Below are 26,233 nucleotides of genomic sequence, written 5' to 3'. Positions count from 1 at the left end.
GTTATCGTCCCTCTTCGGAGTCGAGTGCCGCCATCAGACGGTCAAGTTCTTCCTCGGACAGTTCGTCGAGGTGGTCCAAGGCGTGCCGGGCCTCGGCCGAGGTGGGGCCGCGCGTTCCGTGGGCTGTTGCGAGGGTGTGGGCCACCTCCCGCAGCGTTGCGCCCTCGGTGAGCACCGTGATCGGAATCGCCGCCCCCAGATCGCTCTCCAGGCGGTTCTTCAGCTCCACGAAGGACACCGAATCGACGTCGAGGTCCCGTGCGGACCGGTCGGGGACCAGCACGGCGGGGTCGGCGCGCATGATGTCGGCCAGGTGCGTGATGAGCCGTTCCAGGACCGAGTCCACGTCCAGAGCTGGTGCCGCCCTCTCCTTCGTGTTGTCCGGCTCTGTGCCTGACGTGTTGTCAGGCACAGAGCCGGAGACCCAGTACGAGCGGTGCTGCCAGGGGTACGTGGGCAGCGGCACCATCGGGCACGGGCCCGGGAACACGGCGGACCAGTCCACCTCGTTCCCGGCGCACCACAGCTGTCCCACCGCCGCGTGCAGGGCGGGCAGTTCGTCCTGGCGCCGTCGAAGGGTGGCCACCGTATGGACGCGGACCTCCCCGGGCCTGGCCTCGGCCAGGTGCTGCACATGGGGGAGGAGCGCGGGGTGGGGGCCGATCTCCACGAAGCAAGTGATGCCGTCGTCGATCATCGCCTCCACGGCGTCGCTGAAGCGGACCGGGAGGGTGGCGTTGGCGGCCCAGTGCGATGCGGTCAGGTCGCTGCCCGCATGCAGGGCGCCGGTCACCGTTGAGTACAACGGGACCTCGCCGGTGGTGGGTCGTATGGTCCGCAATTCCTTGTGCAGTTGCTCCGCGATCGGGCCGAGCGCCGGGCTGTGGAAGGCGTAGTCCGTGTCCAGGCGGGTGACGCGCCAGTCGGACAGGCACGGCAGCAGGTACTCAAGCTGCGATACGGGCCCGGCGATCACGGTGCCCTCCGGTCCGTTCACCGCCGCTATGCCTACCTCGTCATCCGGCCCGTCGGGGTGCTGCCGGGCTCGGGCCAGCGCATCAGCCACCTGCTCGACCGGCGCCCGCACCGCGTACATCGCTCCGCCGGAGGCGTGCATATGCAGTGCCTCGCTGCGGGCCATGATCACGTCCACGGCCTGGTCACGGGTCAACGCGCCGCACGCGAGTGCAGCCGACACCTCTCCCACGCTGTGTCCGCAGACCGCCTCCGCCTTCAGCCCCCAGGCGTTGAGCCGTGCCGTCAGGGCGGCTTGGAGGGCCGCGATCGCGAGCTGCGCGAAGCGGGTGTCGCGCAGCGACTCCTCGCACGTGAGGCTCGTGAGCGTCTTCATCAGCGGGGGCCCGCCCGCCGTGGTGATCGCCCGGTCCCACGCGAGGAGTTCGTCACGGACGAGCGCGTCCTGCTCCGCCAGAGCCACACCCATCCCGGCCCACTGGCCGGCCTGGCCGGAGTAGACGAAGCCGAGCCGCTGTGGTGTCGACGGCACCCCCGACGCGAGGCCGCTGTGACTGTCCGCCGCGCGTCGCAGGGCCTCGGCCAGCAACTCGGGGCTCGCCGCGGTCACGGCGGCACGCCAGGGATGAGGCTCGCGCCTGCGCGCGGCAACGGCCATCACGTCACGAAGTTCCGAGCCGTCCAAGTCCCTTACGTGGAGCGCGAACTTGCGCAGGGCGTCGGCGAGTGCCGGGCCCGATCGCGCCGAGACCGGCAGCAGTACGGGCCCGGTCTCAGTGTGCGGGCGGGCCGAACTCGCCGTGTCGCGCTGGTGGTTACGGACGGCCGGGACGGCGTCGGGGTGGGCGACGATGAGATGTGCGTTGGTGCCGCCGAAGCCGAAGGAACTGACAGCGGCGTACCGCTTCTCGGAGGGCTGCCACGCCTCCAGGCGGCGGGGGATTTCGAAGCGCTCGCCCTCCAGTTCGATGAAGGGGTTGACCTCCTTGAGGTTGATCTGCTCCGGCAGCCGGCCGTGGCGCAGCACGCCGAGGGCCTTGATCAGCGAGGCGACACCGGCCGCGGACTCCAGGTGACCCAGGTTCGCCTTGACCGAGCCGAGCCAGCAGGTGGGATCCTGCATGCCCCGGCCGCCGTAGACCGCGCGCACGGCCTCGTACTCGATGGGATCACCGAGCGGTGTCCCGGTCCCGTGCATCTCGACCATCGTGATGTCGCCCGCGTCGAGTCCGGAGGCGTCGAGCACTTGGCGCATCAGCTGTTCTTGGGCGACTGGCGAGGGCGCTGTGAGGCCATTGGTGCGGCCGTCCTGGTTGGTCGCGTCGGCGAGGATCACGCCCTCGACCGGGTCACCGTCCGCCAGCGCGTCCGACAGTCGCCGGAGGACGACCAGGCCGGCGCCCTCGCCGCGCACCATGCCGTCGGCGTCCGCGGCCAGGGCCTTGGTACGCCCGTCGGGGGCCAGCGGCAGCGCGCGCCCGGTCATCGTGGTGGACAGCGGGGACAGGATGAGGTTGACGCCGCCGGCCAGCGCCCGGTCGCACGCACCGGACCGCAGGGCCTGACAGGCGAGATGGACGGCAACGAGTGACGAGGAACAGGCCGTGTCCACGGCCATGCTGGGGCCGCGGAACCCGAACTCGTAGCTGAGCCGGTTGGCGATCAGACTGCGCGCCCCGCTGCCGGTGGAGAGCCTGCTGCCGATGTCGTCACGCGCTGCCAGGGAGGCCAGCAGGTAGTCCTGGTGTCCGACACCGACGAACACTCCGGTGGCGGACCCGCTCAGCTGCGGGGCCGGCCAGCCGGCACGCTCAACGGCCTCCCATGCGATCTCCAGGAGAACGCGCTGCTGCGGGTCCAGCAACTCCGCCTCGGCGTCGCCGATCCCGAAGAAGGCGGCGTCGAATCCGTCTACGTCGTCGATCTGTCCGGCGTGCTGGGTGAGCCGTGTGAATCCCGGGTCGTCCAGCCCGCTGAAGTCGATGCCGGTCCAGCGCTCACCGCGCAGCGGCCGTACCGCGTCGCGGCCGTCGGCCAGTAACTGCCAGTACTCCTCGGGGGTTTCGACCCCGCCGGGCAGGCGGCAGCCCGAGGAGACGACGGCGATCGGCTCGATTCGGGACTGTGCTTCCAGCTCTGAGACGCGTGAGCGCAGCGAGCGGATGGTCTCCGCCGCGCGCAGCAGTGCCTGGTCGGTCGTGGTGTCGGTGTTCATGCTTTCCCCCCGTGGCTAGCCGTCGAGTTCTGCCAGCAACTGGCTCAGGGCGTCGGGGCCGGTCGCCCGCGGGCGCACCGTCGCGTCCCCGCCGGTGTGGGGCGCCATCTCCTGGGCCTGCTCCTCGTCCTGACCGATGCGCCCGAGCAGGGCGTCTGCGAGCTGGCGGATGGTGGGGTGCGCCCAAACCAAGGTGGCCGAGAGCCGGATGTCCAGCTCCTTCTCCAGCCGGTTGCGCAGCTCCACGCCCATCAGCGACTCCAGCCCCATATCGGCGAAGGGCAGGTCGTCCGCGGGCCCTATGCGCAGTCCGTTCGGCAGGATGCTGTCGAGCGCGGCGTGCAGCCAACTGCCCAGTGCCTGCCGCCGCTCGGCGTCGGAGGGGAGTGACAGCAGCGTCTGCCGCAGCTCACCGCCGGACCGGGCATGGTCGCGCGAGTCGACGGGGGCAATCTCCTCCGGTTGGTCGGTGCCGCCGCGCTCCGACAGCTGTGCCAACGCCAGATGCTGCACCTGCGCCAGCAAGTTGCCCGCCGTGGAGACGAACGCCAGATCCATGACCACCTCCCCGTCGCACTCCCGCAGCTGTCCCTCCGCCACGGCGCTGTCCGTTGTCCACAAGGCAGCCGAGGCGTGCACGGCACCGACGCGTGAGACCGCCACCTGCTCCGGGTCCATGTCGGTACGGTCGGCCAGCAGCGCTCGCGCCACGGCGGGCAACGCCCGGTCCAGCACGCTGGCCAGGGACGCGGGCGAAGCGGTCGGCGGCGGAGTGGGCACAGTCACCTCGCACCTGACCGTTGCCGTGACGTCCGGCAGAGGCGCCGGAGGCTGGGTGCAGACCGTGCACGACGCCGCTGTCGCCCACTGGCCGGCGCGCCGGTAGAGGAACCGCACCGCGGCGGAGCGGGCGGGCCGTGACCCGTTCCCGCCCAGGTGCACCACCAACTGCCTTGCCACACCTGGCTCGGCGGGCAGCGGCCGGTACATCTCCAGGTCCTGTACGAACTGTGCGCCCTCGATGCCGGCCTCCCGCGCGGACCAGAGTGCCGCCGCCACGAGCTCCGCCACCGACACCGCGGGCTCACCCGCCATCAGATGGTTCTCGCGCGCATCGGGCAGGGTGAGGCTCGCCAGGTATGTTCCCGGTTGGAAGGACGCCTCCGTGAGGACGCCCGGACCCGTGCCCCTCGCGCGGTCGGACGGCTCGGCCGTCGGAGCCCGGTAGACGTGGGTGCGCTGGAAGGGGTGGGTCGGCAGGCGCGCGGCCCATTCGTGGGTCACCGCGTCGGCGCTCGCCCTCAGGTCCAGGCCCCGCTCGAACAGGGCTGCCTCCACCTCACGCAGCCGGAGATCCCCCCGCTGGTCGCGGTGCCCCGTGGCGATGGCCACCGCCCCTTCGCCCAGGGCTTCGAGGGTCTCCCGCAGTGCGACTAGCAGTACCGGGTGCGGGCTGATCTCCAAGACGTGGGTGACGCCGTCGTCCGCCATGGCCGTGACCGCTTCCCGGGCACGGACCGGGTGAGTGAGGTTGTCCTGCCAGTACCGCGCGTTCAGGGGTGTCTCGTGCAACCGGCCGAGCACCGAGGAGTAGAACGCCGGCCCCGAGCTCTGCCGGGGTGTGTCCACATTGCCCAGTACCCGACCGAGCTGTTCGGCGGGCGCCTCCATGAGGGGGCCGTGGGAGGGGTAGTCGACTTTGACGCGGCGGGTGTCGTGCCCCTGGCGTTCGAACTCCGTGAGAGCTGCGGTCAGCGCCTCGTCGTGCCCGGAGAGCACACAGGAGCGGGGACTGTTGTCCGCGGCCACAGTGACGGGACTGCCCAACTGGGCCAGGATCTTCGCCGCTTCGTGCGCCCCGGCTTCCACCACGGCCATGCCGCCCGTGCCGCGAGCCGCCTCGACGGCGTCGTTGCGCGCGCGCAACACCCGGCAGGCAGTGGCCAGTTCGAGCCTGCCTGCCACGACGGCCGCGCTCAGCTCACCCATGCTGTGGCCGGTCACGGCATCGGGCCGGATCCCCAGGTCGGCCAGCCGCGCGGTGAGAGCGAGCTGGACCGTGAAGATCAGCGGCTGTGCCACGCAGATGTCGTCGAGGTCCGCGGGCTCGGTCTGCTCCAGCGCCGCGAGCGGGCTCCAGCCCAGCATCGGCGCCAGTACGGCGTCGACCTCACGCACCCGGTCGGCGAAGGGCGGGCAAGCGCGAAGCAGTTCCCGGCCCATCCCCTCCCACTGCGAACCGTGCCCCGAGTACACGAAGCCCACGGACGAAGGCGTGCCGGTCCGGGTGTGCAGGGCGCTCCGGGTGCCGTCCGCGATCGCCGCCAGTTGATCCAGCAGCTCCTGCCGGTCGGCCGCGACCACTCCGGCGCGCCACTCGAAGGCCGTCCGGTGTGCGGAGGCGGCGCGCGTTGCCTGCTGTACGTCCCACCAGTTCCCAAGAGTGTCCAGCCGATCTGCCCAGTCGCTGGCTGTCGCTGCCAGCGACTGGGCACTCCGGGCCGACAGTGGGAGAACCACAGGCCCGGAGTTCGCCCGCGCGCCGTCCTGCACGGGGGATTGCCGGCGCGGCGCGCGGGCGAGTACGAGGGAGGCGTTGGTGCCTCCGAAACCGAAGGAGCTGACGGCGGCTGCGGATGCGTCTGCCGGCAGCGTGGTGTGGTCGGCCGACATCGAGAGGCCGAAGCCGTCCAGGTCGATACGCGGGTTGACTTCACGCAGGTGGGGGTTGCCGGGCACGACGCCGTGTTGGAGCACCAGCGCGGCCTTGATCAGGCCCAGAACGCCTGCAGCCGCCTCCAGGTGGCCGATGTTCGCCTTGATCGATCCCACGGGCAGCGGGGACCTGTCCTTCCCCACCGCCTGGTTCAGCGCCGCGCCCAGTGCCCGGCCCTCGATGGGGTCGCCGAGCGGGGTGCCGGTGCCATGCAGTTCTACATAACCGAGGGTCTTGGCGGACGTAACCCCGCCCTGCCGCAGCGAGCGCAGGATCAGCTCGGTCTGGGCCCGGCCGCTGGGCGCGGTGAGCCCGTTGGTGCGTCCGTCCTGGTTGACGCCGGATCCCTTGATCACGGCGTGGATGTGCTCGCCCGCGGCGAGTGCGTCCTCCAGACGGCGCAGGACGACCGCGCCGCCGCCCTCGGAACGGACGTAACCCTGGCCGGAGGCGTCAAAGGTGCGGCAGCGGCCATCGGCGGCCAGCGCCGTCAGGCCGGCCGCGCCCAGCTGCGGAACGGGGGACAGCAGCGCGTTCACGCCACCCGCGATCGCGAGGTCGCATTCACCCGACCGAAGGCTCTGGACGGCCAGGTGCACGGCGACGAGGGAGGACGAGCAGGCGGTGTCGACGGTCAGCGAGGGGCCTCGCAGGTCCCACAGGTAGGAGAGCCGGTTGGCGGTGATGGCGTGGGAGAGGCCGGGGTTGGTGTAGGGGCCCTGCACCTCGTGCAGGGACTGGCCGCCCAGGAGCATCGCGTGATCGTGCGTGGCCTGTCCGAAGAAGACCCCGGTACGGCTGCCGAGCAGGTCGGCCTGGATGATTCCCGCGGACTCCAGGGCGCGCCAGGCGACCTCCAGCGCGAGCGCCTGCTGGGGGTCGATGCGAGCCGCCTCGCTGGGCGAGATGCCGAAGAAGCCGGGGTCCCAGCTCTCCAACTCGTCCAGGAAACCGCCCCATTGGGTGCCCATGGCCTGTGAGCCGGCCGCGGTCACCTCGGTGTACAGGGGCTCCCGGCGGCTGGGCACCGGGGTGATCTGGTCCCGCCGCTCGTCCAGCAGCTGCCACAACGCCTCGACAGTGTCGGCGCCGGGGACCCGGCAACCGAGTCCCACGACGGCGACCGCGCCGTCCTTGCCGTCCTCAGCCACGGGCGGGCTCCGGCGTCGCGAGGGTGTCGGCCAGGAACGCCGCCAGGCTGTTGACGGTCGGATGGTCGAAGAGCCACTCCGTGGGCACCTCGATGCCCAGCTCCTCGGTGACCGCGCCCGCGAGTCCGATCAGGGCGGCGGAGTCCAGGCCGAGATCCACGAACGTGGCCTGGCGGTCCACCCGTTCCTCCGCGGCGAGACCCAGTTCGCTGGCGATCGACGCCTGCACCACGGCCGAGATGTTGCGCTGAGTGATGTTGGCCTCGGCGGTCAACGCTGCCCTCCCTTGCTTGTCTCTCCCCGGTGCCAGAGGGCCACGGGTTTGATCGCGCCGGCGCTCCAGCGCTGTTCGGCCTCGGCCCGCCGGAGCTTCCCGCTGGTCGTGCGCGGCACCGCCCCGGACTGGACCACTGCGACCGCCGCGGGAGCGATCCCGTGCTCTTCCAGGACGGCTCCGCGAAGCGCCGCCAGTACGGCGGCGTAGTCCGCCTCGGGGCTGTAGGCGAGCAGTTCGCAGGCGAGCACGACCTGCTCGTCCTGGTCCTCTTCGTCGCGTGTCGCGAAGGCCACGGCCCGCGCCACCAGCTCATGGCAGCCTTCGGCGGTGGCTTCGAGGTCCTGCGGATGGTGGTTGGTGCCGCGATGGATGATCACGTCTTTGATGCGGCCGGCGATGCAGAGCTGGCCCCCGTGCCAGACCCCGAGGTCCCCGGTGCGCAGGAAGCGGCGTCCCTGGAACGCCGGCTCGTCCACCGTCGCTTGGAAGGTCTCCCGGGTGGCCTCCTCGTGTCCCCAGTAGCCCCCGGCGACACTGGGTCCGCTGATCCAGATCTCGCCCACCTCGCCCGTCGGGCGCCGGCGGGAGGTCTCCGGATCGACCACGACCACTTCGATGTCCGGGGAGATGCTGGACCCGCATCCCACCAGTTCCGTGCGCGTGGCCCCGGGCTGTGAGTCCTCCGCCTCCCGGTATGCCCCGCCCAGGGTCCGTCTGTCCACTTCGCTGAGCGCCGGCGGTGCCTGCCGGTCCAGACAGGTGACGACCAGAGTCGCCTCGGCCAGGCCGTAGACCGGCATCAGGGCATGCGGGTTGAAGCCGTACGGCTCGTAGGCCTCGGCGAACGCCGTGACGGTCCTGCGGCGTACCGGCTCGGCGCCGTTGAGCGCGTGCCTGAGCCCTGACAGATCGAGGCCCTCGCGGCGCTCCTCCGGGACCTTCTGCACGGCCGTCGCGTAGCCGAAGTCGGGGGCGATGGTGAAGCTGGACCGGGTCTCGCTCAGAGTCTTCAGCCACCCGAGCGGGTTGCGCAGGAAGCCGGTGGGCGTCGACATGTGCAGGCTCATGCCGGCCGTCAGCGGGTGGCAGACCATGCCGATCAGACCCATGTCGTGGAACAGCGGCAGCCAGCCCGCCGCCGACTGACCGGGCCCGGTGCCGAGGTTGCGCCGGATGTGCGCGATGTTGTGCGCGAGGTTGGCGTTGGACACCATCGCGCCCTTGGGGCTCGACGTGGAGCCCGAGGTGTACTGAAGGAGCGCCAGATGCCGCGGCTGGGTCCGCACCCGGCCCACTTCAGCGTCGGCGTCCCAGACGATCTCGTCCGGTGCGATCACCAATGGGGCCAGGGCGGCGGCGTCGGCGACGGCACGGACGCGGGAGTGCAGTTCCGGTGTGGTGATGATGGCCGAGGGCTCGCAGTCGCGCAGGATCTGCTCCAGCCGGTGGTCCCACGCCTTGCCGGCCCGCATGGTCGACATCAGCGGCGGATGGAAGGTGACCGCCACCGCGTCGGCCAGCAGACATCCGAAGAACGAGGCCACGTAGTCCACGCCGTTGGGCAGCGTGATCAGGACGAAGGGCCGGTCGTGCGTGCGGGGCGGCAACTCGTGCAGGACCGCGCCGACCGCCGCCGCCTGCGCGTACAACTCGGCGTAGGAGCGCTGGTCCTGTGCCCCGTCGGGGCGGCCGTACACGAGTGCCGTGGTGGTGGATAGGTGCTCCGCATGCGAGGCGAGGGCGTGGCCGAGGGTGAGGTGATCAGTGGTGGTCTGCAACGCTGCGGAGGGCACTGCCCCGCCTCCCTTCGGGCCCGAGGGCGCCTATCAGCCCGTCGACCTCCAACTCGGTCAGCCAGTTGTCGACCGCCGCGATGGAGTCGTGCAGCGAGGTGGGGCGGAACCCCAGCTCCCGTTGGGCCCGGCAGGTGTTGTAGAAGAGCCTGTTGACCGATAGCGCCGCGTTCTCGGGAACGAGGAAGGGTGACCGCAGCGGGTCCTTGCGCATCGCGGCCACGACCGCGCCGACCCGGCCGGCGGCCCGTACCACGGTGTTGGGCACCGCCCGCTTGGGCGGCGCGCAACCCACGACCTCCGCCACCTGGTGGAACAGCTCACGGTAGGTGAGGTTCACCGACGAGACGATGTATCGGGATCCCGGCTCACCGCGTTCCATCGCGGCCACCATGCCGAAGTTCATGTCGTCGATCGAGGTGAAGGCGGCGCCGCCCAGGGGATAGGCGACGAGCTTGTTCTGCCGGGCGCTCTCGATGAGCATCGCCCAGCCGTAACGGCGGTCGCTGTACGGGGCGATGCAGGCGCTCAGGTTGACGATCACCACTTCCGGGCCGCCCATCCGCCAACCGCGCAGTAGTTCCCGTTCCCCGGACCGCTTGGTGATCATGTAGCTGTTCACGCAGCTGGAGCGGGAGATGTCGAAGTTCTCGTCGGCGATCTCACCCGGTGGGGGATAGCCGATGGCGGAGATGGAGGAGGCGTGCACGATGCGGCGTACCCCCGCCGTCGTCGCGGCCTTGACCAGGTTCGCGCAGCCCTCGACGTTGACCTGCTCCATGAGGGAGTGCAGCTTGTTCAGCGTGATGGCGATGCCGGCGAAGTGGTAGACCTCGTCGATGCCTTGGAGGGCCGTCTCCAGCGAGGCGAGGTCGGTGACGTCGCCCCGGCGGATCTCGCACCGGTGCAGGTGGTGCTCCAGCCCGCCCGGCCCTTCGCCCGGGCGGAGCATGCAGACCACGTCCGCGCCGGATTCGATGAGGTGACGGGCGAAGGCGGATCCGAGACTGCCGGACGCTCCGGTGATCAGCACGCGGGTCACAGCGTGAGGTCCTTCCCGTAGACGGCGTAGGTACGCGCCGGGCCGGTCTTGGTGTGCGCCAGGTAGGCCCTGCTCTGCCAGTTGTGCTCGTGGATCCACGTGGTGTGCATATCTCGGAAGGAACCGATGCGGCCGAGGACGACCTTCGCGATCTCGCCAACGATGACCCGGCCGACGCCTTTGCCCTCGAACTCGGGCCGGGCACCCATCATCAGCACTACGGTGCCTCGGACGTTGGCCTTGAGCTCCTCGTAGCGGGCGGCGAACTCGTCGGTGATCGTGCCGCCTGCCACCTTCAGCAGCTCGTTGCCGTCGGCCGCAAGCATGCTGAAGGCGACGGCCCGGCCCTCGTGCTCCACGATGCGGGTCAGGCGCGGATCGATGAGCTCGCGCAGCTCCTCCAGCTGGAACCGCAGGACGGGCTTGCTGATCGGGACCATGTCGTGGTTCTCGGCGAAGGACGCCGCCAGCAGCTCCTGGATCAGGTCGACCTCGCTGTCCCAGCGCTCCGGGTCCAGGTCACGCACGGTCAGGCCGAGCTTGTCGCGCAGCTCCTCGCCTCGGCGGATGAGCGGCTCCATCATGCCCGCGTCGCGGTCGCCGAACCAGCTGAAGGTGTTGGTGCGGAAGTCCGGCCCGTAACCGGCGTCCTCCAAAAGCTGCCGGTAGTACGGCGGGTTGTGCGGCTGGAAGACCGCCGGCCGGTTGTCGTAGCCCTCCACCAGCAGCCCGAACTCCTGCGTCGCACAGTACGAGTAGGGGCCGGCGAGCCGATCCATGCCGCGCTCGGCGACCCAGGTCTCGGCCGTGCGCAGCAGTGCCGAGGCGACCTCGGGGTCGTTCACGCACTCGAACCAGCCGAAGAAGCCGGTCTTGCCGAAGCGCTCCACGTAGGCCGGGTCGATCGTGGTGGAGATCCGGCCGACGGTCCTGCCGGCGGAGTCGAGCGCGAGGAAGTGCTCGATCTCCGCCTCCGCGAAGTACGGGTTGACCGATGCGTCCATGAAACGGCGGACATCCGAGGACAGCGGAGGAACCCATTGGTCATCGCCGAGCTCACGGTAAAGGCGTGGCGCGAAGCTGATGAATTCATCGGTCATCTCGTCGCCGCGAACAGGAACCACTGACGGCACGGCTATTCCTCCCTGTCGGAAGTGCTGAGGGTAGATCCGTCCGATCACCACGTATTGAAAAGCAGGCCGACTGTGCATGAGGCGACCGACTTGAGTGGGTTCTTGGAATGAGGCGCAGTGAAGCATGACGGCGAGGGGTCGGGCAATGAAATTACGGCCGTCAGCGCCCCAGGTTGCCTGCCTTGTTGCTCTGACCTGCATGAATGCTTGATAAAACGACAGTCGTTGCCACTTGTTGGCCGTTAATGGTAGTCGTTTTCAGGGCTGGTGAATGAATTCTGGCAGCCTGTAGAAATAGTCTTGCTGCCGTGTTACTTTCGTCCGCCGAAGGGGGTGATGAGTCATGCAGAAGAGTGCTGTGCTCTGCGGTCTCGGCGCCTATCTGCCGGAAAAGGTGGTGACCAACGACGACCTCGCGAAAATCATGGAAACCACGGACGAGTGGATAAGCAGCCGAACCGGAATCCGGGAACGCCGAGTCGTCGAACCCGGCATCTCCACTGGAGATCTCGCCGTTCAGGCGGGGGCTCGGGCGCTGAAATCTGCCGGCGGTGAACCTGCCGATCTGGTGATCCTTGCGACGAGCACGCCGGACCATCCGTGTCCCGCCACCGCGCCCTCCGTGGCGCACCGGCTGGGCCTCGTGGACACCCCGGCGTGGGACCTGTCCGCCGTGTGTAGCGGTTTCCTGTACGGGCTGACCGCCGCGAGCAGCTTCATCGCGGCCGGTAGTGCACGACGTGTCCTGCTCATCGGGGCGGACGCGTTCTCCACGATCCTGGCGCCGGCCGACCGCGGCACCCGGCCCATCTTCGGGGACGGTGCAGGCGCCGTCGTCCTGCGCCCCGGCGATCCGGACGAGCCCGGCGCCCTGGGACCCTCGGTCTTGGGCAGTGACGGCTCCCTCCGGGAGTTGATCACCGTCCAGGCGGGCGGTTCCAGGGAACCCTTCGACCCGGCCGATCCGGAACAGGAAGGCCGGTACTTCACCATGCAGGGGAGGTCCGTCTTCCGGCACGCGGTCGGCCGTATGGCCGCCGTCACCGAGGAGGTGCGCGAGCGCGCGGGCTGGCGCCCCGAGGACGTTGACTGCCTCGTCGCGCACCAGGCGAACCGGCGCATCCTTCAGGCCGTTGCCGAGCGTTTGGCTCTGCCCATGGAGCGCTGCGCGCTCCACCTCGACCGCGTCGGGAACACGGCCGCGGCATCCATCCCGCTGGCCATGGCTGATGCGGTCGCCGGCGGACAACTGAGGCCGGGGCACCGGGTGCTCCTGACCGCCTACGGCGGGGGAGCCACCTGGGGCGCGGCCGCGCTGACCTGGCCGAGCATCACACCGCAGCCCGACTGACGCGAACGCGTCACGAACGGCTGACCACCACCACTAGTCACAACTACGAAGGGAACACTGTGACTGCCTCCGTGCACCCCTCCGCCGAGCAGCTTCAGGACCAGCTGCGATCCGAGCTCGTCACGCGCTTCGGTGTCGAGGGCACCGAAGTCACTCCGGACATGACCTTTGGAGAGCTCGGACTCGACTCTCTGGCGCTGGTGGAACTCTCCGACGTGCTCCAGAGCGTGCTGGAGATCCCCATAGCCGACGACGACTTCAACGGTGAGCAGAAGATCGCCGAGGTCGTCACGCTCCTCCAGGACAAGCTGGTCGAACACGCCGGCGCGCAGGGCCAGGTATGAGTCACGCGCCGCACATCCGAGCTGCCGAGGGGGCAGCTGTGACTGCCGGGCCGTCACGAGGCGGCCCGAGCGGGCGGCGCCGAACAGAGCCCTTCCACGCCGCCATCACCGGTATCGGCATGATCACCGCGGCGGGCCCGGACACCGCCCGGACGTGGGAGGCCGTCGTCCAGGGCCGTCCCACGACCGCGGTGATCCCGGAACTGGCCGGGATGCCGGTTCAACTGGCCTGCCAGGCCTCGGCGTTCGACGGAGACGCGGTCCTCGGCCGACGTGCCGCCTGGCGGCTGGACCGCTGCACCCAGATGGCGCTGGTCGCGGGACGCGAGGCGGTCGCCGACGCTGGCCTTGACACGGCGGAGTGGGAAGGTGCCCGCGTTGGCACCGTGCTGGGCTCCGCGCTGGGCGGCATCGGCACCTGGCAACGGGAGTACGACCGGCTGCGCGAGCTCGGACCCGAGCGGATTTCGCCGCTGACCATCCCCATGTCGCTGCCCAACCTGATCGCCGGTCAGATGGCCACCGACCTTCAGGCCTGCGGACCGAGCCTGGTCACCAGCACCGCCTGTGCCTCCGGGACCACCGCGCTCGGAGTCGCCCGCGACCTGCTGCGCCACGACAGCTGCGACATCGTCATCACCGGGGGCGCCGAGTCCAGCCTCGTGCACTCCGTCGTCGCCGCCTTCGCCCGGGCGGGGGCGCTGTCCCGCAACACCGAGGATCCTGGAAGGGCCTCCCGGCCCTTCGACGTGGACCGGGACGGGTTCGTCATCGCCGAGGCCGCCGCCATCCTGGTGCTCGAACACCCTGACCACGCGCGGGCCAGGGGCGCCCAGGTGTACGCGTACGTCAGCGGATACGGCGCCTCGGCCGACGCCGGCCACGAGACGCGGCCGGACCCGGAGGGAGCAGGCGCCCAGCGCGCGGTGGAAGCCGCCCTGCGGGACGCCGAGCTGTTCCCGAGCGAGATCGACCACGTCAACGCCCACGGGACCTCGACGCCGTTGAACGACCTCGCCGAGGGACGGATGGTGCGGCGCGTCATTGGTAGGCACCCACTGGTCACCGCGGCGAAGGGGGTTACCGGTCACTCCCTCGGAGCGGCCGGTGCCGTGGAGGCAGCGCTCACCGCCCTCACTCTCAAACACCAGGTCGTGCCACCCACAGCCGGCCTGCGGGAGACGGACCCGGCCGTCGATCTCGACGTCGTACGGGGCACCGCACGCGAGGAGACGGTGGAGGCGGCCCTGAGTAACTCCTTCGGATTCGGCGGCCAGAACGCTGCTCTCATACTCACCAGGGCTTAGGGGCTGACATGCAGAACGTACAGCTGGCCGCCGCGGATGCGAACGTGCAGCTGGTCATCGATGTGCTGCCCGCGGTCCTCGTCATTCTGGTCCTCTCCGCCTTGTGCGGAAGACTCTTCGTCATGCTGGGGCAGCCCCGCGTCCTGGGCGAGATGGTTGCCGGCATCCTGCTGGGCCCCACACTGCTGGGTCGAGTCGCCCCCGATGCCCAGGACTCACTGTTCAGCGCAGAGGTGAAACCGGTCCTGTACGTGCTATGCACGATAGGCCTTACGCTGTTCATGTTCCTCGTGGGCCTCGGCCTGGACCATCACACCGCGCCCAAGGGATATCAAGGCACGGCCGTGTATGTGGCCGTAGCGAGCATCCTGCCCGCCATGGCCGTCGGATGCGGCGTGGGGCTTCTCTTCTACGACAGCCTGTCGCTGGACGACGTGAGCCCTCCGATGTTCGCGGTGTTCATCGGTGGGGCGCTGGCGGTGACGGCCTTCCCGATCCTGGCTCGCATGCTCTACGACAACGGTCTGGAGCGAACTCCCCTGGGCATGCTGGCACTTCTGGCCGCGGCCGTCGACGACGCCGTCGCCTGGTGCCTGCTGGCGTTTCTCGTCGCGTTCCACAAGGGCGGCGGCTTCGACGAGAGCATGCGCACCGTGTTGCTGTCCGTGGTCTTCACGGTCGCCGTTATGACCTTGGGCCGGCGCCTGCTGGGCAAGCTGGGCGATAAGGTCGAGCGGAGCGGCATGCTGACCAGCGGTCAGTTCTGTGTCGTGCTGGTGTCGGTGCTCGGCGCGGGGTTGATCACCGAGCAGATCGGTATCTACGCGGTCTTCGGCGGGTTCCTGGTCGGCGTGGCCATGCCCCGGGGCGCGGTGTTCCGGCGTGCCCTGCGAGAGCGACTCCTGGACACCGTCCAGATCCTGTTGGTGCCCATCTTCTTCGCGTTCTCCGGCCTCAACACCAAGATCGACGGCTTCACCGATCCCGCCACGCTCCTCCAGCTCGTCTCCCTGGTCGTGGCCGCCTTCGTCGGCAAGTACGTCGGCTGCATCGCGGTGATGAAGGCACGCGGATTCAGCTGGCGTGAAGGGTCCGCCATGGGCTCCCTGATGAACGCGCGAGGGCTCATGATTCTTGTTTTCATCAACGTGGGCTTTGCGCAGGGGATCATTGGTCAGAAGGCGTTCTCCCTATTGGTGCTGGTCGCCCTGGTTACTACTGCCAGTGCGCTCCCGCTGTGCAAACTCTCGCTGGGCGGAAGGTTGCCCTCCGTGGACAGTGATGACCAGAACCGATCGGTATCGGTTAGCGTAGACAGCCGGACGAGCATTGGAGCACTCAAGGATCCAAGTGGCTGATTAGCGATTCAACTACGTGAAGCCGACGGGGGAAGGCTGTAGATGGCGCACGCTGGTTTATTACGAACTTTGGTTAGGTGGCTGCTGCCTGTGCTCATGTGCGGGCATGCCCTGCTGGGCCACACCGCACCACTGGTAGAGACTCAGCCGGCAACTTCCGTGGCCGCCGCGCCCGCCCAGGACAGCGAGGCTACGGAGAGGCGCGACGACGGCCCGTCGGCTCCCGACACGGTCTGCGAACGCGCGGATCAGGAAACCCTCCAAGCGCGGCCTGTGCCACACCAATGTGTTGCCGAGCCACCGCCCTTGGTCTCGGTGAGCCCGTTGACGGGAAAGGCGCCTCGTGGCCCGCCCTGGAAGCATCTCGCGACTCATCGGTCAAATCCACTGCGCGACGGCCCTATCAGGTCAAAGCTTCAGATGTGGTTGCTCTGAAGCGGTCACGTTCAGACGCGTTCTGCTCGTACACCGCCGCGACAGAGAGACGACATCATGCGTACCCCGCGTTCATCCCGGTCGGCTTTGCCACGCCCACGTTCGCGAGCTCGCGACCAAATGAGCAAGGATCTGCCGAAGGTCCTCTTCATCTCCTGCACGGAATCCCGCCTGGCTCCGCAGCGGTTCGTCGCCGATCCGGACCAGATCTACGAAGTGCGCAACATCGGAAACATAGTCCTTCCTTACAACCCGCGTATCGTCTCAGGAGACATAGCTACGATCGAATATGCGCTGACCCTCCCGGATCTCAAAGACGTAGTCATATCGGGGCACTCCGGCTGTACCGCAGTCGCCGCGCTCCTCGCTCAGAAAAGCGTTTCGGCCTCCATGCGGCGGTGGCTGTTCGTGGGGAACTCCCGGGCGGCCAGCCGAGAAGCCGTCGGTGCGTCGGCGGGTGCGGAAATCGACGCGGAGGCCCATGACCGTGCGGCACGCGCCCACCTTCTGACGCAACTGGCCAACCTGGCCGGCTATCCCGCTCTGGAGTCCGGCCGGCGAGGCGGGGACCTCCGCCTGCGCGCGCTGTTTCATTCTTCCGAGACCGGGGCCACTGACATCTACTCCCCGCGGGACAACTCTTTTGTCCCCCTGGCGCGTCAGGTGCCCAGCGCGGTGCGGTGAAACTTGCTCAGCAGTAAACCGGGCGTGACGAATCATCCGGCGCGCTCTGATTGACCCTGCCCGAAAACAGGGAGTCCTCCGACGAAAGGAATTGACTTGAGTGGCGCCGGCAGTCTCGCGCTGACCAACCTCACCAAGTACGAAATGCTCGCGCTTGATGGAGGGTTGAACGTCAGCGACGGTCACCCGCGACAGAGCCTCTCGCCCACCCAACACCGCATTCTCCAGCGCATGCCGGAGATCTTCGCGCGGGCCGCGGAGGAACAGTTCGCCGAAATCGAACGACGAGCCCAACGAACCTTCCTGGACTCCCTCGGCCAGTTCACCGCCCCGGTCGAGGCCGGCCGGGTCCACTCCAGCTACGCCTCGTCCGTGGCGATGGACGTGGTCGCCCGCTCCCTGCGCCCCAGAGTGCGGTCCATCGGGCTGATCCACCCCACGTTCGACAACATCCCCGACCTGCTGCTGGGGTGGGGCCATCAGCTGGTCCCCCTGGAGGAGAGGGCTCTCACCGAGGGTGAGATACCCGAGTTGCATCGGCTCGATGCCGTCTTCCTCACCGTGCCCAACAACCCCACCGGCACCGTCATCGGAACCGAGGCCCTGCGCCGGATCGCCGTCACCTGTGCCGACCGGGGCATACCTCTGATCCTTGACACCTGCTTCCGCGGATTCGCGCCGCAGGACCGTCCCGACATGTACGCGCTGCTCGACGAGACCGGCGTCGAGTGGATCATGATTGAGGACACCGGCAAGCTCTGGCCGCTGCTAGAGCTCAAGCTCGGCTTCATCTCCTACTCCCGCCAGTGCTCCTTCGACATCGTCGAGAACCTGTCCGACGTCCTGCTGAGCGTCAGCCCCTTCGTGCTGTCCCTCGTCACCGAGTTCGCCGAGGACGCACGCAAGGGCGGCTACGAGCAGATCCACTCGCTCATCCGCCGCAACCGCACAGTGCTGGCCGAAGCGCTGGAGGACACCGGCGCGTCACTCGCTTCCCATCCGTCCGGCGTCAGCGTCACCTTGGTGAAGCTGCCCGACCACCTGTCCTCCCGTCCCGTGTGGCGCGAACTGCGCCGCGCCGGACTGCACACCCTGCCCTGCGACCCCTTCTTCTGGGCTGACAAGGGCCAGGGCGAGCGCTACCTCCGCGTTGCCTTGAGCCGGGACACGCCACTGATCGAGAAGGCCGGCGCGCTGCTGCGGGATTACTTCCTATCCCAGCGCCTCGGCACCACGTCCCGGACGGCCTGAGCGCCGCACGCATCCACCCCGCACCTGTTCCACCGAGCAAGGGAGAAGCATGTCCCTCGTCGAGCCCGCCGAGACCCACCCGCTGTCGGCCGCGCAATCCGAAATCTGGATCGCGCACCAGATCGCGGCCGACGCCTCGGCCTACAATCTCGCGGACTTCACGGAGATTCACGGCGAGCTCGACGACAGCGTTCTCCGCACTGCCCTGTCGCAGGCCGCAGAGGAAGCCCGGGCCTTCCACACCCGTTTCACTCTGATCGACGGCAAGCCTGTACAAACTCTGCCGGCCAACCCCCACTGGTCCGTCCCCCTCACCGACCTCACCACCGAAGAGGACCCCAGGGGTGCGGCATTGGAGTGGATGCGGCAGGACGCCCACACCGAGGTCGACCTGCTGCGCGACCCCGTGTACACCGACCGGCTGTTCAAGCTGGCAGCCGATCATCACGTCTACTACCGGCGGGCCCACCACATCGTGGTGGACGGTTACAGCGCTGCGCTCATCATGAAGCGCGCCGCCGACCTCTATACCCGCCTCTCCCAGAACCGCCCCGCGGGTGACCCTCTGCCGGACGCGAGCACACTCCTCAGCGACGACCTCGCCTACCGCGCGTCGAGCCGCTACGCGGACGACCGGACGTTCTGGACCCAGCGCCTCGCCAACTGCCCCGAGCCGCTGTCGCTGTCCAGCGGCCGCTCGACCGACCAGCAAGAACGTCTGCGGTACACAGGCGCCCTCGGCAGCGAGGACTTCGACGCGCTGCGTGCCGCAGCCCGCCGGCACCGCACCAGCTGGCCCGTGCTGATGATGACCGCCCTCGGCCTCCTCATGCACCGGCTCACGGGCAGTACCGACCTCGTACTCGGCCTCCCCTCAACCGCGCGAACAGGGGCACAGCGCGACACCCCCGGCATGGTCTCCAACATGCTCCCCCTCCGCCTCACATTCGACGCGGGCACCACACTGGGCCACCTCGTGGAGCGGACCGCCGGTGAGGCACGGGCCGCGATGAAGCACCGCCTCTACCGCTACGAGCAGACGCGGCGCGACCTCGCGGTCCCCGCCGGCGGGCGTCTGTGCGGGCCGCACCTCAACATCATGCCGTTCGTCAACGAGTTCACCTTCGCGGGGCACCCGGCGACCCTGCACAACCTCACCATCGGCGCCGTGGAAGACCTGGTGCTCGGCGTCTACCCCGACGGCGACGGCCTCCGCGTCGACCTCGACGCCAACCCCCGGCTCTACGGGCCCGACGAGCCGGCCGTCCTCCACGACGCCTACCTCGCCTTGCTGCGCAACCTCGCCGCAGCCGAAGTCGAGACCCCCGTCGCAGCGATCGGCATGGTGCATCCGGCGCCTGCCCCGACGCCTCCCACGAACCCCGGGGATCGGCTCCCAGTCGAGCACACCACACTCCCCGACCTCTTCGAACGCTCCGCCGCCCGCACCCCGCACCATCCGGCCATCACCTACGACGGCCGGACACTCAGCTACGCGGAGGTGGACACCCGCGCCAATCAACTCGCCCGACTGCTCGCCTCCTCTGGCGTAGGACCGGGCGAACACGTGGGCCTGGTACTGCCCCGGGGCCCCGAACTCGTCATCGCTGTCATCGCCGTCCTCAAGACCGGCGCCGCTTACGTGCCCGTCGACCCCGACTACCCGGCCGCCCGCATCGCCTTCACCCTCACCGACGCGGCCCCACTCGTCGTCCTCGGCACGGCGGCAACCGAGTCAGCCCTGAGGCGCGCGGAGGACGTCACGGCGCCCGTACTGCTGCTGGACGCCCTCGCCGTACAGCAGGCCCTCACCGAACAGCCCGGAACTCCGCTTGGGCAGAGTGACCGCAGCTCATCGTTGCGCCCGTCCCACCCGGCCTACGTCATCTACACCTCAGGTTCGACCGGCACGCCCAAAGGCGTCACCGTCACCCACCACAACGTCGTGTCCCTCCTGACCGCCGCCGAGTCCCACTTCTCCTTCGGCGCGGACGACCGGTGGACGCTGTTCCACTCCTACGCCTTTGACTTCTCGGTATGGGAGATGTGGGGAGCCTTCCGTCACGGTGGCGCCGTGGTCATCGTCCCCAAGGACACCGCCCAGGACGCCGGACGCTTCCTCGCCCTGCTTGTCGACGAACAGGTGACGGTCCTCAACCAGACGCCGTCGGCGTTCTACGAACTCATCCGCGCCGACCAGGACAACCCGTTGCTCGGCGACGCCCTGAGCCTGCGCACGGTCGTGTTCGGAGGGGAGGCCCTCGACCCGGCACGCTTGGCCGACTGGTTCGACCGGCACCCCGAAGACGCCACTGCCCTGGTGAACATGTACGGCATCACCGAGACGACCGTGCATGTGACCCACCGTCGGCTGCGGGCAAGTGACGCCCGCGACGGACGCTCCAGCGTGATCGGCTCCGGCCTGCCCGGCTTCCGTATGCATCTCCTGGACGCCGGCCTCCAGCCCGTCCCCGATGGTGTTGTGGGAGAGCTCTATGTCGCCGGACCTCAGACCGCGGCCGGCTACCGGACGCGCAAGGCCCTCACCGCGAGCCGGTTCGTCGCCGATCCCTTCGCGGGCGACGGCAGCCGCATGTACCGTACGGGTGACCTCGCGCGGCGTACGACGGACGGCGACTTCGAGTACGTCGGACGCTCCGATGGCCAGGTCAAGATCCGCGGCTTCCGTATCGAGCCCGGTGAGATCCAGGCGGCCCTGAGCCGCCACCCCGCGGTCGCCGAGGCAGCCGTCGTCGCCCGCGAGGACGAGGGCCGCGACCCGCAACTGGTCGCCTACCTCGTGCCCATCGCGGACGACACCTCACCGACCCAGCATGACGAGATCGTCAGCGGCTGGGCCTCCGTCTACGACCGCCTCTACGACGGAGGACAGGATGCGGCTCCGTTCGGCGAGGACTTCTCCGGCTGGGACAGCAGCTATGACGAGGGAACCCCGATCCCGCTGCCGCAGATGCGGGAATGGCGCGCGGCGACGGTGGAGCGCATCGCGGAACTAGGCGCCCGGCGCGTGCTGGAGATCGGCGTGGGCTCCGGCCTGCTGCTCTCCCAGCTGGCCCCCGACTGCGCCGAGTACTGGGCGACCGACCTCTCCCCGGTGGTCGTGAAACGCCTCGCACGCCAGGTGGCCGGCGAGTCAGCGCTGCGCGGCAAGGTCCGACTGCGCGCCCAGCGCGCCGACGACCTGAGTGGACTGCCCCAGGGTCACTTCGATGCCATCGTGCTCAACTCCGTTGTTCAATACTTCCCTTCGGGGGAGTACCTTCTGCGCGTCCTGCGCGGAGCCTCCGAGCTCCTGGCTCCCGGCGGCGCCGTGTTCGTCGGAGACGTACGCCATCGCTCGTTGCTCCCCACGCTGCACACAGCTGTCCAGGTGGCCCGCGGAGGCCCTGACGCCGAACCCGCCCAGGTGCGCCATGCCATCGCACAGGACCTGCTCAAGGAGACCGAACTCTGCCTCGACCCCGGCTTCTTCGCAGCGGCCGCGCAGCACATCCCCGGTCTCACCGAAGCCGAGACGTACCTCAAGCACGGCACACACCACAACGAGCTGACCCGGCATCGCTACGACGTGGTGCTGCGCTCCGCGCCCGCCGCCGTACGCCCCCACACCACACGGCTGACCTGGGGGACGGACGTCTCGGACAGCACGGAGATGCACCGGCACATACGGCAGTGCCACGGTGACCTGCGGATCGACGGCATCCCCAACGCACGGCTCGCCGCCGAGCATGCGGCAGTCGCGGCACTCGAACACAACCCGCACGACCTCCGCGAGGCCCACGCGGCACTGCACGGCACCACCGACGCCGTCGACCCCGCGGAACTGGAGGCGCTGGCACGCGAGCTGGGTCTCCACGTCCGCTTCACCTCATCCCATGACAGCGGCCCGCACCACTTCGACGCAGCCTTCAGCACCGCCGACGCTCCCCGGCTCCCCCTCCTCGAACCGCGACCCGATGAGGCCGACCCGCGCCGGTACGCCAATGACCCGGACGGGGCCCACCGCCACACCACGGTGATCCCCGCCCTCCGGAGCTGGTGCGAGGAGCAACTGCCCGTACACATGCGCCCCGCCGCCTTCGTCCTCCTCGACCGGCTGCCGCTGACCGTCAACGGAAAAATCGACCGGGCTGCCCTGCCCGCACCGGACTTCCTGCGCACCGTCGGCATCACGCGCGCCCCTGGCAACGAGCGTGAACGCGTGCTGTGCGACCTCTTCGCCGAGGTGCTGGGCCTCGAACGCGTCGGAGTCGACGACAGCTTCTTCGACCTGGGCGGTCACTCCCTGCTGGCCACCAGGCTCATCAGCCGTATCCGCACGGTTCTGGGAGCAGGGGCAGAGATCCGCACGCTGTTCGAGAACCCCACCGTCGCTTCCCTCGCCCAAGCACTGGACACCATCGCCACCCGTCCGGCACTCGCCCCGCAGGACAGGCCCGAGCGCATTCCCGTGTCCTCCGCCCAGCGCCGCATGTGGTTCCTGCAACGGATGGACGAGGACACCCTCGCCTACAACATGCCGGGCGCGCTGCGCCTGCGGGGTCCCCTCGACCACGCTGCCCTGGAGCAGGCATTCGCCGACCTGGTGACCCGGCACGAGACCCTGCGCACCATCTACCCGGAGCACGCGGGAGAGCCCTTCCAGCACCTGCTGTCCCCGGAACAGGCCGCTCCCCGGGTGGAGACTGTCGACGTCGAGGCGTTCCCGGACGCCGACGCGCTCCTGCGGGAAGCACTCGCCGGTTTCGACCTCGCCACCCGGACACCCTTGCGGATCAGGCTCTACCGCAAGTCACCCGACGACCACCTGCTCCTGCTGGTAGTCCACCACATCGCAGCGGACGGCTGGTCGCTCACCCCGCTCCTCAAGGACCTGGCGACCGCCTACGACGCCCGCCGCGAGGGCACCGCCCCTGCCTGGGAGCCGCTGCCCGTGCAGTACGCGGACTACACCCTTTGGCAGCGCAACCTACTGGCGGGCGAGGACGACTCCACGAGCCTGGCCGGCCGGCAACTCGCCTACTGGCGGACGCATCTGGCCGGGCTGCCCGACCAACTCGCCTTCCCCTTCGACCACCCACGCCCGGCGGTCGCCGACCCGCGGGGGAAGACGACCGGCATCAGCCTGGATGCGTCGGTGCATCGCGGGGTCGTGGCCTTGGCCCGTGAGTGCGGGGTCAGTGTGTTCATGGTGCTTCAGGGCGCCGTGGCCGCGCTGCTGACCCGGCTCGGCGCGGGGGAGGACATTCCCCTGGGGTCGCCGGTCGCCGGGCGGACGGACGAGGCACTGGACGACCTAGTCGGGTTCTTCGTGAACACCCTGGTGCTGCGCACCGACACCTCGGGCAACCCCACCTTCCGCGAACTGCTGGAACGCGTCCGCGAGACCAATCTCGCAGCCCACCAGCACCAGGACCTCCCCTTCGACCGGCTGGTGGAGGTGCTCAACCCACACCGGTCACCCTCCCGGCACCCGCTGTTCCAGGTGATGCTCGCCCTCCAGAACAACCCCGAACCCACGCTGGAACTACGCGACCTACAGCTCGACCTGGAGCCCCTCGACCCTGGCGTCGCACGCTTCGACCTCACCTTCGACCTCACCGAGCGCCACACCCCGAAGGGCGAGCCTGCCGGCATCGACGGCCGGCTCACCCATGCCGCGAGCCTCTTCGAGACCGCCACGGCCCACGCCCTCACGGACCGGCTGGGACGGCTGCTGAACGCCGTCCTGACGGACCCGGACCGTCCCCTCGCCGACCTCGACATCCTCACCACCGAGGAACACCGGCGCCTCGTCGAGCAGATGGGGCGGCCCCTCCAACTCCACTCAGCCGACCAGGACCTACCCGCGCTCTTCACCCGGCAGGTCGCCCTCCGGCCCGACGCGATCGCGCTCGCCACAGAGGCTGAGAGCCTGACGTATGCCGAACTCGACACGCGTGTCGAGCGACGCGCCGTACAACTGGCTCACCACGGAGCCGCACCCGAGCGGGTGATCGGCGTCGCCCTGCCTCGCGGCATCGAGCAGATCGTCACGATCCTCGCGGTGCTCAAGACAGGCGCCGCCTTCCTGGCCCTCGACCCTGAACTCGCCGGTGACCGCACCACCTTCATGCTCCGGGACACCGCCCCGGTGTGCGTGGTCGCCACCACCGCCACCGCACACATGACCCGGGACGCGGACCCCAGCACGACACTCCTCGTGCTGGACGAGGCGCCGGGCTCCCAACCGCTGGAGGTTCTGCCGCATCACCGGGCGGGCACCGCACGGGCGGCGGCAGTGCTGTACACCTCGGGATCGACGGGGGTGCCCAAGGGGATCGTGCTCACACACGACAACGTGTCCAGCCTCGTGGCGGCACTCCAGCACGAGCATCCGCTGAAGCCCGATGACACCGTGCTGCACAAGTCGCCACTGCACTTCGACGCGGCCGTGGAGGAGATCTTCTGGACGCTGCTGACCGGTGCCCAGCTTGTCATAGCCTCGCCGGGCGCCGACCGTGACCCCGCCAAGCTCGCGGACCTGGTCCGACGGCACGAGGTGACCACCCTCGACATCGTGCCGGCCGTTCTCGACCTGCTAGCCGAGGAGCTGGCCCACGCCCCTGCGCCCACGCTCCGGCGCGTTATCAGCGGCGGCGACAACCTGTCAGCGGCGACCGTGCGCAAGCTGCGTGCGGCGTCCGAGGCCGAGCTGATCAACGCCTACGGCCCCGCCGAATGCACTGTCAACGCCACCACATGGAAAGCGCCCGCCGAGCTGGGCACCCAGACCCCGCCCATCGGCACGCCGGCCCCGAACACCCGCGTATACGTCCTGGACACCCGTCTCCGACCTGTGCCCGACGGCGTCTTCGGCGAGCTGTACATCGCGGGCCAGGGAATGGCCAGGGGCTACGGGAACCGCCCCGGCCTCACTTCCGAGCGGTTCGTCGCCAACCCCTTCACGCCCGGCGGCCGCATGTACCGGACCGGGGACATGGCCCGCCGCAACGGCGACGGACACCTGGAGTTCGCCGGCCGCGCCGACCGCCAGGTCAAACGCCGCGGCGTGCGCATAGAACCCGCCGAGATCGAGACGGCACTCACCACGCATGAGGCGGTCGAGGCCGCCGTCGTACTGACACGGCAAGGAACCGACGGCCAGCACCTGCTCGTGGCCTACGCCGTCACCCCTGCCTCCCCGGCGCCGACGTCGTCCCAGCTTCGTACGCATCTGGGCTCGAAGCTCCCGGAGTTCATGGTCCCCGACGTCATCACGACCATGGCCGAGATGCCCCTCACCGACCACGGCAAGGTGGACGTCGAGGCCCTGCCCGAGCCCGACCTGAAGCCCCGAAGGACCACCCGGGCACCGGCCACCGCACAGGAGCACGTACTGCTCGCCCTGTTCTCCGAGGTCCTGCGCACTCCGCACATCGGGGTCCACGACAACTTCTTCGACATGGGAGGCCACTCACTGCTGGCCACCCGCCTCATCAGCCGGATCAGGACCGAACTCGGTGTCGATATCCCCATCGCCACCCTCTTCGAGGCACCGGACGTGTCTGGCCTCGCGCGCCGCGTCGACGAGGCCGGCACCAGCTCACGCCCACCGCTGACCGCCCTGCCCGACCGCCCGGATCCGCTGCCGCTGTCCTTCGCTCAACAACGCATGTGGTTCCTCCAGGACCTCAGCGCCGGCGACCTCCGCTACCACCTGCCTGGTGTGTTGCGGTTGGTTGGTGGGCTTGATGTGTCGGCGCTGGAGGGTGCGTTGGTGGATGTGGTGGGTCGGCATGAGGTGTTGCGGACGGTGTTTCCGTCTCGTGGGGGTGTGCCGGTTCAGGAGGTGCTGGGCGTGGAGTCGGTGGGGGAGGTGTTGAGGGTTGTCGATGTGGATGGTGCGGGTCTGGATGCGGCGGTCGAGTCGGTGACGGGTGGTTCGTTCGATCTGTCGTGTGAGTTGCCGTTGCGGGCGGTGTTGTTCCGGTTGGGGGAGCTGGAGCATGTGTTGTGTCTGGTGTTGCATCACATTGCGGGTGATGGGTGGTCGTTGACGCCTTTGCTGCGGGATGTGGCGGTGGCGTATGAGGCGCGGTTGGCGGGTGTGGTTCCTGGGTGGGAGCCGTTGCCGGTGCAGTATGCGGATTACACGGTGTGGCAGCGGGTGTTGCTGGGGCGTGAAGAGGATCCGGGGA

At 69.2% G+C, this 26,233-nt stretch carries 13 protein-coding genes; 7 read left to right on the top strand and 6 right to left on the bottom strand.

The genetic code is table 11. The features are described from left to right. Position 1: 1 nt before the first annotated feature. The 6 genes from ACFZBP_RS36495 to ACFZBP_RS36470 are packed head-to-tail and all read right to left on the bottom strand — an operon-like array spanning position 2 to position 11,173. Entirely contained in the window at positions 2-3,190 is a 3,189-nt protein-coding gene (locus ACFZBP_RS36495) for a beta-ketoacyl synthase N-terminal-like domain-containing protein (protein WP_391419836.1), read from the bottom strand. Positions 3,191-3,205: 15 nt separating this feature from the next. Next, on the bottom strand, positions 3,206-7,057 hold the full coding sequence (locus tag ACFZBP_RS36490) for a beta-ketoacyl synthase N-terminal-like domain-containing protein (RefSeq protein ID WP_391419834.1): 3,852 nt from the start codon (positions 7,055-7,057) through the stop codon (positions 3,206-3,208). Next, the gene (locus tag ACFZBP_RS36485) at positions 7,050-7,331 is read right to left on the bottom strand and encodes a phosphopantetheine-binding protein (RefSeq protein ID WP_391419832.1); all 282 of its coding nucleotides are present in this window, start codon (positions 7,329-7,331) and stop codon (positions 7,050-7,052) included. Before ACFZBP_RS36485 ends, ACFZBP_RS36490 begins: the two co-directional genes overlap by 8 nt. Next, positions 7,328-9,127: an AMP-binding protein gene (locus ACFZBP_RS36480; protein WP_391419829.1), complete on the bottom strand. Its 1,800-nt coding sequence runs from the start codon at positions 9,125-9,127 to the stop codon at positions 7,328-7,330. Before ACFZBP_RS36480 ends, ACFZBP_RS36485 begins: the two co-directional genes overlap by 4 nt. Continuing rightward, positions 9,096-10,169: an SDR family NAD(P)-dependent oxidoreductase gene (locus ACFZBP_RS36475; RefSeq protein ID WP_391419827.1), complete on the bottom strand. Its 1,074-nt coding sequence runs from the start codon at positions 10,167-10,169 to the stop codon at positions 9,096-9,098. Before ACFZBP_RS36475 ends, ACFZBP_RS36480 begins: the two co-directional genes overlap by 32 nt. Next, complete coding sequence (locus ACFZBP_RS36470; protein ID WP_391419824.1) at positions 10,166-11,173, bottom strand: hypothetical protein; 1,008 nt, start codon at positions 11,171-11,173, stop codon at positions 10,166-10,168. The genes ACFZBP_RS36475 and ACFZBP_RS36470 overlap by 4 nt, the downstream gene beginning before the upstream one ends. A gap of 472 nt (positions 11,174-11,645) precedes the next feature. On the opposite strand from ACFZBP_RS36470, the gene ACFZBP_RS36465 reads away from it, so the two are divergent. The 7 genes from ACFZBP_RS36465 to ACFZBP_RS36435 form a co-directional block, all read left to right on the top strand. Further along, positions 11,646-12,653: a beta-ketoacyl-ACP synthase 3 gene (locus tag ACFZBP_RS36465; RefSeq protein WP_391419822.1), complete on the top strand. Its 1,008-nt coding sequence runs from the start codon at positions 11,646-11,648 to the stop codon at positions 12,651-12,653. 59 nt (positions 12,654-12,712) lie between these two features. Then, the gene (locus tag ACFZBP_RS36460; protein ID WP_391419819.1) at positions 12,713-12,997 is read left to right on the top strand and encodes a phosphopantetheine-binding protein; all 285 of its coding nucleotides are present in this window, start codon (positions 12,713-12,715) and stop codon (positions 12,995-12,997) included. Between the two features lie 104 nt (positions 12,998-13,101). Beyond that, on the top strand, positions 13,102-14,304 hold the full coding sequence (locus ACFZBP_RS36455; RefSeq protein WP_391420103.1) for a beta-ketoacyl-ACP synthase II: 1,203 nt from the start codon (positions 13,102-13,104) through the stop codon (positions 14,302-14,304). 8 nt (positions 14,305-14,312) lie between these two features. Next, positions 14,313-15,662: a cation:proton antiporter gene (locus ACFZBP_RS36450; protein ID WP_391419817.1), complete on the top strand. Its 1,350-nt coding sequence runs from the start codon at positions 14,313-14,315 to the stop codon at positions 15,660-15,662. Positions 15,663-16,217: 555 nt separating this feature from the next. Beyond that, positions 16,218-16,781, top strand: coding sequence for a carbonic anhydrase (locus tag ACFZBP_RS36445; RefSeq protein WP_391419814.1), 564 nt, complete (start codon positions 16,218-16,220; stop codon positions 16,779-16,781). Between the two features lie 96 nt (positions 16,782-16,877). Continuing rightward, the gene (locus tag ACFZBP_RS36440; RefSeq protein ID WP_391419812.1) at positions 16,878-18,032 is read left to right on the top strand and encodes an aminotransferase class I/II-fold pyridoxal phosphate-dependent enzyme; all 1,155 of its coding nucleotides are present in this window, start codon (positions 16,878-16,880) and stop codon (positions 18,030-18,032) included. A 49-nt stretch (positions 18,033-18,081) separates the two neighbouring features. After that, positions 18,082-26,233, top strand: an 8,152-nt coding sequence (locus tag ACFZBP_RS36435) for an amino acid adenylation domain-containing protein (RefSeq protein ID WP_391419810.1), incomplete at its 3' end; no start/stop codon positions are given.

Origin of the sequence: Streptomyces sp. NPDC008086 (assembly GCF_042957325.1) — a bacterium.
In the GTDB taxonomy this organism is placed as follows: domain Bacteria; phylum Actinomycetota; class Actinomycetes; order Streptomycetales; family Streptomycetaceae; genus Streptomyces.
The sequence above is the reverse complement of the archived record's forward strand: the minus strand, read 5'-3'. Positions and strand labels throughout refer to the sequence as shown.